The 8,145-nt window shown below is 61.7% G+C and carries 8 protein-coding genes and 2 pseudogenes; 8 read left to right on the plus strand and 2 right to left on the minus strand.

Features of this window, described 5'->3' with window-relative positions; genetic code table 11:
• Window positions 1–224: 224 nt before the first annotated feature.
• Both HX821_RS31490 and HX821_RS31495 read right to left on the minus strand, forming a co-directional pair.
• Window positions 225–1,529, minus strand: coding sequence for an ATP-binding protein (locus HX821_RS31490; protein WP_003212508.1), 1,305 nt, complete (start codon window positions 1,527–1,529; stop codon window positions 225–227).
• Window positions 1,526–2,266, minus strand: a complete 741-nt coding sequence (locus HX821_RS31495) for a response regulator (protein ID WP_003212510.1) — start codon at window positions 2,264–2,266, stop codon at window positions 1,526–1,528. Before HX821_RS31495 ends, HX821_RS31490 begins: the two co-directional genes overlap by 4 nt.
• A 216-nt stretch (window positions 2,267–2,482) precedes the next feature.
• On the opposite strand from HX821_RS31495, the gene HX821_RS31500 reads away from it, so the two are divergent.
• From HX821_RS31500 to HX821_RS31535, 8 genes and pseudogenes are all read left to right on the plus strand, one after another.
• Window positions 2,483–2,725 carry a DUF2790 domain-containing protein gene (locus HX821_RS31500; protein ID WP_087695229.1) on the plus strand — a complete coding sequence of 81 codons (243 nt, stop codon included), beginning with the start codon at window positions 2,483–2,485 and terminating at the stop codon, window positions 2,723–2,725.
• Window positions 2,726–2,736: 11 nt separating this feature from the next.
• The gene (locus HX821_RS31505; RefSeq protein WP_087695230.1) at window positions 2,737–2,916 is read left to right on the plus strand and encodes a hypothetical protein; all 180 of its coding nucleotides are present in this window, start codon (window positions 2,737–2,739) and stop codon (window positions 2,914–2,916) included.
• Window positions 2,917–2,993: 77 nt separating this feature from the next.
• A pseudogene (locus tag HX821_RS31510) lies at window positions 2,994–3,512 on the plus strand (thioredoxin family protein); the annotation flags it as partial.
• Between the two features lie 86 nt (window positions 3,513–3,598).
• Window positions 3,599–4,637, plus strand: a pseudogene (locus tag HX821_RS31515) (isopenicillin N synthase family dioxygenase).
• A 14-nt stretch (window positions 4,638–4,651) separates the two neighbouring features.
• Window positions 4,652–5,446 carry a MetQ/NlpA family ABC transporter substrate-binding protein gene (locus HX821_RS31520; protein ID WP_003212522.1) on the plus strand — a complete coding sequence of 265 codons (795 nt, stop codon included), beginning with the start codon at window positions 4,652–4,654 and terminating at the stop codon, window positions 5,444–5,446.
• Complete coding sequence (locus HX821_RS31525; protein ID WP_177037388.1) at window positions 5,443–6,189, plus strand: methionine ABC transporter ATP-binding protein; 747 nt, start codon at window positions 5,443–5,445, stop codon at window positions 6,187–6,189. The genes HX821_RS31520 and HX821_RS31525 overlap by 4 nt, the downstream gene beginning before the upstream one ends.
• Window positions 6,186–6,851: a methionine ABC transporter permease gene (locus HX821_RS31530; RefSeq protein ID WP_177037389.1), complete on the plus strand. Its 666-nt coding sequence runs from the start codon at window positions 6,186–6,188 to the stop codon at window positions 6,849–6,851. The genes HX821_RS31525 and HX821_RS31530 overlap by 4 nt, the downstream gene beginning before the upstream one ends.
• Window positions 6,852–6,950: 99 nt before the next feature.
• A complete protein-coding gene (locus HX821_RS31535) occupies window positions 6,951–8,030 on the plus strand; it encodes a sigma-54-dependent Fis family transcriptional regulator (protein ID WP_003212528.1) in 1,080 nt (359 codons plus the stop codon).
• Window positions 8,031–8,145 lie beyond the last annotated feature (115 nt).

Below are 8,145 nucleotides of genomic sequence, written 5' to 3' on the forward strand. Positions count from 1 at the left end.
GATGCGGCGACCCGACAAGCCAGCTCCCACATTTGAACCGTGCCCGCTTTAGCTTTTGATTTTGATCTTAGGCACACCGAGCCTAGGCGAGGTGCCGAGTGGTGGGGCAAGAGCGTTTTGCTTACTTTTGACTGGGCCGGCATTCCGGCTGTTCAAAAGTGAGCCGCTGTAAGAGCGGAACCGATACAAGCCATCACCCAAATAATGGATATACACACCGCCCGTCACAGCTCCAGCCGAACCTGCGCACACAACCCCCCGCCGTCCCGGTTGCTCAGGGTCAACTCCCCACCAATCGCCACCGCCAGTTGCTGGGCAATCGCCAACCCCAGCCCTGTACCACCAGTGCCACGATTACGCGAACTCTCCACCCGGTAAAACGGCTGCATCACCTGCACCAGTTCATCCTCGGCAATCCCCGGCCCCCGGTCCAGCACCTTGATCGAAAGCTCACCCGCCGCCGTCGACCCCACCTCCAACTGCGCCTCCCCGGCAAATTTCAGCGCGTTGTCCACCAGGTTCACCAGCACCCGACGCAACGCATGGGGCCGCGTATCCAAAACCACCGCGCTTTTACCGGTCAAACTCACTTGCTTGTTCATGTCCTGGTAATCAAACACCAGGCTGTCGAGAAACGCATCCAGGTCGATCCGGCAACTCGCCTCGGTCGACCCATGCACACTGCGGGCGTAAGCCACACCCTCGCGCACCAGATGCTCCATTTCCCCCAGGTCACTCCAGAGCTTTTCCCGGTCCACCGAGTCCTCCATGAACTCGGCACGCAATTTCATGCGGGTGATCGGCGTCTGCAAGTCATGGGAGATCGCCGCGAGAATCTGCATGCGCTCCTTGAGGTACTCGGCAATCCGCTTCTGCATTTCGTTGAACGCCGCCGCCGCATGCGCCACCTCGGTGGGGCCGGTTTCGTCCAGCGGCGTCGGGCGGGCATTCGGGTCGAGGGTTTCCACTGCCCGTGCCAGACGTGTCAGCGGGCGGATGGCGATGCGCACGGCGATCCAGGTGCACACCAGCAACACCACCAGTTGCAGCACCAGTACCACCGGCAGCCAGAACGCAAACGGGATCGGCTTGGGATAGACATCAATCGTGACCGGGCTGCCATCGGCCAGGGTCAGGTGCGCCTGGAAGTGTTTTTGCAGGCCCGGGATGTCGCGGAACGTCAGCGGGTAGTGCTCGCCCAACGCATCGGAAATCGACGTCGCGGCCATGGGCACGTTGTCGCTGGCCATCGGCTCGCCGGGTTCGCCGGCATTCAGCAGGTAGCGGTAGGCGTTGCGGTCGAGCCGCGGCAGCCAGCTGGCACGCTCGGCGGCGGGCAGGCGGTCGAGGATCGCGATCGACGTCGATACGTCGTTTTCCAGGTTGCCCAGCATTACGCTGCGGGCACTCATGTAGCGTTCATAGAACTGCGCACTGAACGACAGGGCGTTGGCGCACAGCAGGCTGACGATGAAAATTACCGTCAGTTGCGCCGCGAGGGTGCGCGGCCAGCGGAACGTGAGGGTCATGCCGGGTCCCCAAGGATTTCCACGGCCAGGGAGAACACATAGCCTTCGCTGCGCACGGTCTTGATGTAGGCCGGTTCGCGGGCGTCGTCCAAAAGGCGCTGGCGCAGGCGGCTGACCAGCAGGTCGATGGAGCGGTCGAACAGGTCCGCGTCCCGGCCCTGTGTCAGGTTCAGCAACTGGTCACGGTTGAGCACCCGTTGCGGATGGTCGAGGAAGACGCGCAGCAAACGGTATTCGGCACCGCTCAAGGCCACCAGGGTGTTGTCTTCGTCCAGCAGATGGCGGGCGGTGGTGTCCAGGCGCCAGCGGCCAAAGCGGATCAGCCGGCCGCTTTCGGTCACCACCAGGTTTGGCGGCAGCATCCGTGTGCGCCGCAGCACGGCGTTGATGCGGGCCAGCAGTTCACGGGCGGCGAAGGGCTTGACCAGGTAATCGTCGGCGCCCATTTCCAGGCCGATGATGCGGTCGGTTTCATCGTTGCGCGCGGTGAGCATCAGGATCGGCGTGGCCTTGTGCTTGCCCACCCGCAGTTCGCGGCACAGCTGCAAGCCGTCGTCGCCGGGCATCATGATGTCCAGCACGATCAGGTCCACGGGCGTGGTGTCGAGGAAGCTGCGCATCTGCCGGCCGTCAGCCACCACGGTGGTGCGCAGGCCGTTCTTTTTCAGGTAGTTTCCCACCAGTTCGCGGATCTCCCGATCGTCATCGACAATCAGAATGTGATCGACGTGATCCATGCTGCCTTCCTCGTTGATTAGTCATTGATGCGCAGTCTAGCCACTGGCGGCGGGCTTGCCTTGTGCCCTTTGTATTGCAGTGTATCTGGCGGTGACGAGATACACATCGACGCAAAAATCCGGGCCTGGCCGACACAATCCGGATACCTCGCAAGGTTCAAATGAGCCCATCGAGGTAATCCGCCTCGGCCCACTTGAACCCCCGGGGAACCACCCATGACTATCAAAGCTGCCTATGCCAGTTGCCTGTTTGCCTTACTCACTGGCCTGAGTGTTGCCGCCCATGCCGAAACCACCGCCAGCCAGCCGGATATCCACCAGGTGCTGTCGATCTCCGAAGAGTCCGGTGGCGCGCTGTGCGGCATCGTCAACTCGCACCTGACCTACCTCGATTCCGAGGGCCAGCGCCACGTCCTCGACTACCGCAAATTTTCCAGCAATTGCCTTGAAGGCAGCTGAGGAGACCGGCCATGACCCCACTCAACAGCTTTCTCAGCGCCCTGGCGTTTTCCCTGGCGGGTGTGGCGGCGGATGTGAATGCCGCCACCGCGAAAAAACTCACTGGCAGTGAAACCTGCTTCCAGAACACGCCGCTGGCGCAAAACGGCGCGGCTCGCAAACGCGCTGAAACACCCCCGGCCACGAGGTGACACCCATGAACTTCATCCGATACCTGCGCCGCTCAAAAGGCCTGCTGCTGTTGGCACTGGTGGTTGCCTTGGTCGGCGTGCCCAAGGCGGTGAACTACCTGATCAACAACGTCGATGCCGAAAGTTTCAGCCAGTCCGATGAGCGCATGCCGTCCCTCGACGGCGCGGTGGCCTGGCTCAACTCGTCGCCGCTGACGGCCGAGGGCCTGAAGGGTAAGGTGGTGCTGGTGGATTTCTGGACCTACGACTGCGTCAACTGCCAGCGCAGCCTGCCGTACGTCAATCAGTGGGCGAAGAAGTACGCCAGGGACGGGTTGGTGGTGATCGGTGTGCACACGCCGGAAAACGCCTATGAAAAAGTCCTGGATAACGTACGCAGCCAGGTCAAGAAGCTGGACATCCATTACCCGGTGGCCATCGACAACGACTACCGCATCTGGCGCGCCTTCGATAACCAGTACTGGCCGGCCCATTACTTCTTCGATGCCACCGGCAAAGTGCGCTACAGCCATTTCGGCGAGGGCCGCTACGACAATCAGGAGAAAGTCATCCAGGCCCTGCTGGAAGAAGCCAGGGCGGCGAACGCGCCAACCTAAGCTAATGCCAAAAAGGTATTTATTGCGGGGTTTTTAGATCGTTTAGCTTCACCACTCCACGTACCTGTTCATGGAGTGAGCACCCAATGTCGCACCCGCTGGCAATCAACACCTTGCCCCTGCTGGACCTGGCGCTGCTCGACGGCAGCCCGGCCCAGCGTGGGCAGTTTCTCGATGACCTGCGCCACGCTGCGCGGCATATCGGTTTTTTCTACCTCACCGGCCACGGCATCGACGCCGGGTTGCTCACCCAGGTGCAGCAGCAGGCGCGCCAGTTTTTCGCCTTGCCGGAGGCCGACAAGCTTGCTGTCGGCATGATCAACTCCCCACACTTTCGCGGCTACAACCGCGCCGCGTCGGAGATTACCCCGGGGGCAGCCGGACCTGCGTGAACAGTTCGACCTCGGCGCCGAGCGCGAGCCGCTGCAGCAAGGCCCGGATTCACCGGCCTGGTCGCGCCTGCAAGGCCCCAACCAGTGGCCTGCCGCGTTGCCTGAACTCAAGCCCTTGTTACTGGCCTGGCAGCAGGCGATGACGCAGATGTCCCTGCGCTTGTTGCGCGCCTTTGCCCAGGCCTTGTCGCTGCCGGAAAATGCTTTCGACCCGCTGTATGGCGCCAAGCCCAACGAACACATCAAGCTGATCCGCTACCCCGGCCGCCACGCCCAGCAGAGTCGCCAGGGCGTCGGCGCCCACAAGGATTCCGGCTTTCTCAGCTTCCTCCTGCAAGACCGGCAGGCCGGCCTGCAAGTGGAAGTGGAGGAGGGCCGCTGGATCGACGCCTTGCCGCGCCCCGACACCCTGGTGGTGAACATCGGCGAGTTGCTGGAACTGGCCACCAACGGCTACCTGCGTGCCACGGTGCACCGGGTCGAATCGCCGCCCCTGGGCAGCGAGCGTTTGTCCCTGGCGTTTTTCCTCGGTGCGCAACTGGACGCGGTGGTGCCGGTGTATCAGTTGCCGCCCGAGTTGCTGCGCGATGCCCACGGCCCCACCAGTGACCCGCGTAACCCGCTGCTGCGGGACGTCGGCTGGAACTACCTCAAGGGCCGCCTGCGTTCCCATCCGGATGTCGCCCAACGGTTTTACGCCGATGCCACGATTCCCCAAGCCCTGTCCGCCTGATAAGGAACATCACCATGCTCAAGAAAACAGCCCTGGCCCTGGCCGTCCTGATTGCCTCCTTCGACGCCCAGGCCGCCGAGGCCCTGCGTGTGGCGGCGGACCCGATTCCCCACGCGCAAATCCTCGAATACGTGCAGAAGCTCGACCCGCAGCTGCAGCTGAAAATCATCGAAATCCCCAACGGCGTGAACTCCAATGAACTGCTGGCCCACGGTGATGTGGACGCCAACTACTTCCAGCACTTGCCGTACCTGCACTCCCAGGAACAGGCTCTCGGCCAGAAATTCACAGTGGCGGCCACCGTGCATATCGAGCCGCTGGGTATCTATTCCCATCGCCACACCAGCTTTGCCCAGGTGCCGGATAAAGGCACCGTGGCCGTGCCCAACAACGTCACCAACCTGAGCCGTGCGCTGTACCTGCTGCAAGCCAACGGCCTGATCACGCTCAAGCCCGGTTTCAACGACCCGGCCAAGGACCAGGCAACGCCCAAGGACATTGCCGAGAACCCCAGGCACCTGAAGATCCTCGAGATCGAATCACCACAGATTCCTCGTGCCCTGGATGATGTCGACCTCGCCGTGATCAATGGCAACTACGCCCTCGAGGCCGGCCTGTCACCGGCCAAGGATGCCCTTGGGCTGGAAAAAGCCCAGGGCAATCCCTACGCGAATATCCTCGTGACCACCCCGAAATTGCAGGACGACCCACGGATCAAACAGCTGGCCAAGGACCTGAATTCGCCGGAGGTGGCCAAGTTCATCACCGAGAAATATGCAGGCTCGGTGATTCCGGTAGCTGTCGAATGATCGTCGTCGAGCGGGTCAGCAAAACCTACGCCGATGGCCAGCCGCCGGCGCTGGATAACGTGTCATTGCAGATTGCCGACGGTTCGATCTTCGGGATCGTGGGGCGGAGCGGGGCGGGCAAGAGTACTTTGCTGCGCTGCCTGAACCTGCTGGAGCGCCCGACTTCCGGGCGCATCCTCATGGACGGCCAGGACCTGACGCTGCTCAGTGACAAGCAACTGCGCCAGCAACGCCAGCGTATCGGCATGATCTTCCAGGGTTTCAACCTGCTGCATTCACGCAACGTCGCCGACAATGTGGCGGTGCCCCTGGAAATCGCCGGTCAGCCCAAGGCCGAGCGCGTTGCCCGGGTCAAGGAATTGCTGGAACTGGTCGGCCTGAGTGACAAGGCGCTGGCGTTTCCGTCGCAACTGTCCGGCGGCCAGAAGCAGCGCGTCGGCATCGCCCGGGCACTGGCGGCGCGCCCGGATTATTTGCTGTCGGACGAAGCCACCAGCGCCCTCGAACCGGAAACCACCGCGTCGATCCTGGAACTGCTGCGCAGTATCAATCGGCAACTGGGGGTGACCATCGTGTTGATCACCCACGAGCTGGATGTGGTCAAGGCTATCTGCGACAGCGCGGTATCCCTGGCCAATGGGCGTGTGGTGGAAAGCGGCAGCCTGATTCAATTGCAGGCCGACCCCGCCTCAAGCCTGGGCCGCTCACTGGCCCCCAGCCTGCCAGCGGTGAGGGCAGTATGAAAACGGACTGGAACGACATCCTGCAACTGCTGCTCGCGGCCACTGGCGAAACCCTGTACATGGTGCTGCTGGCGGCGGTCTTTACCTTGCTGATCGGCCTGCCCCTGGGGGTGCTGCTGTTTGTCAGTCGCCGCGGCGGGCTGTTCCCGCTGCCACGGGTGAACCGTGTGCTGGGTGCGGTGATCAACCTGGGCCGCTCATTGCCCTTTGTGGTGATGCTGATTGCCTTGATTCCACTGACCCGGCTGATCGTCGGCACCACATTGGGCAGCACTGCCGCCGTGGTGCCGATCACCATTGGTGCCTTTCCGTTTTTTGCGCGGATTGTCGAGAACGCGTTGGACGAAGTGGACAAGGGTCGCATCGAAGCCATTGTCGCCATGGGCGGGGATATTCGGCATGTGATCTTCAAGGTGCTGCTGCCGGAGGCGCTGCCTGCGTTGCTTGCGGGGTTGACCCTGACCCTGGTGATGCTGATCGGCTTTTCGTCCATGGCCGGGGTGATTGGCGGTGGCGGCCTGGGGGACCTGGCGATTCGTTATGGGTACCAGCGTTTCAATAACCAGATCATGGTGGTGACGGTGATTGTGTTGGTGGTGCTGGTCCAGGGCGTGCAAAGCCTGGGGGATCATTGCGTGAGGTCGCTGGCGCATCGTCGATAAACGGTTATGTACTAATGAATTTTTAATATTTCTAGTTATATGCGCGACTGAGTAAAGTTCCCTTACGTACCTTCACCTCGTCGCCGGGAAATACTCTTCATGAACCGTCCCCACGGGCATCCCACGCCGATCCTGACTTTGCCCCAGGGCGAAAAAGACCCGTTGTCGATTCGCGCCAAGGCGCTGGTGTTTGCCGACCCGCGTTCCCTGCAACTGCTCGAATATTTGCAACGTGTCGGCCCCAGTGAAGCACCGGTGTTGATCAATGGCGAGACCGGCACCGGCAAGGAGCTGGTGGCGCGCTATATCCACAGCGCCAGCGGCCGCACCGGTGCGTTTGTGCCGGTGAACTGTGGGGCCATCAGCGAGAACCTTGCGGAAAGCGAATTTTTTGGGCATGAGGCCGGCTCGTTTTCCGGGGCCTCGGGGCGGCGGATCGGCTGGTTTGAAGAAGCCGATGGCGGGACCCTGTTCCTCGATGAGATCGGTGACTTGCCGCTGCCGTTGCAGGTGAAGCTGCTGCGGGTATTGCAGGAGCAGGAAGTGGTGCGAGTGGGGTCGCGCAAGCCGATCAAGATCAATATCCGGCTGGTGACGGCCACCAACATCGACCTGGAGCAGGCGGTGGAGGCGGGCAACTTTCGCCTTGACCTGTTCTATCGCATCAACGTGGCGCAGGTGCAGGTGTTGCCGTTGCGTGAGCGGCCGCTGGACATCCTGCCGTTGGTTGAGCATTTTCGGCGGCTCTACAGTGCCAGGCTGAAAATCGCCGAGCCGATGTTGTCGGAGTCGGCGACCCAGGCGTTGCTGGATTATCCGTGGCCGGGGAATATTCGTGAGCTGGAGAATGTGGTGCACCTGGCGCTTTTGGTGGCTGGGGACAGGCCGATCATGCCGTCGCACTTGAAGTTTTCCGCGGGGCTGAGTGCGATGCATGCCAGCGTTAACAGCGGGGCGCCGAGGATTCCGCAGGAGGTGGTGCGGGAGCAGTTGCTGCGGTTGTTCGAGGTGCCGGGGGATTCGTTGTTGCACGATATCGAGGATTTGATCGTGCGGGAGGCGTTTGCGTTTTGTGGGTTTAATCAGTTGCGTACGGCGGAGTTGTTGGGGGTGACGCGCAATGCCATGCGGACGCTTTTGGTGAATCATGGGATGCTCAAGGGGCGGGTGAAACCCTGATTTTTTGGTGTACATATCCGTTATTTGGGTAACGGCGGCTTATGGTTTCGCTCTTACAGCGAGTCACTTTGCAAAAGCGGCAAAGTAACCAAAGCGCTCTGCCCCGCCTGTCGGC

The sequence above is a fragment of the Pseudomonas sp. B6001 genome, from assembly GCF_013386015.1.
Classification (GTDB): domain Bacteria; phylum Pseudomonadota; class Gammaproteobacteria; order Pseudomonadales; family Pseudomonadaceae; genus Aquipseudomonas.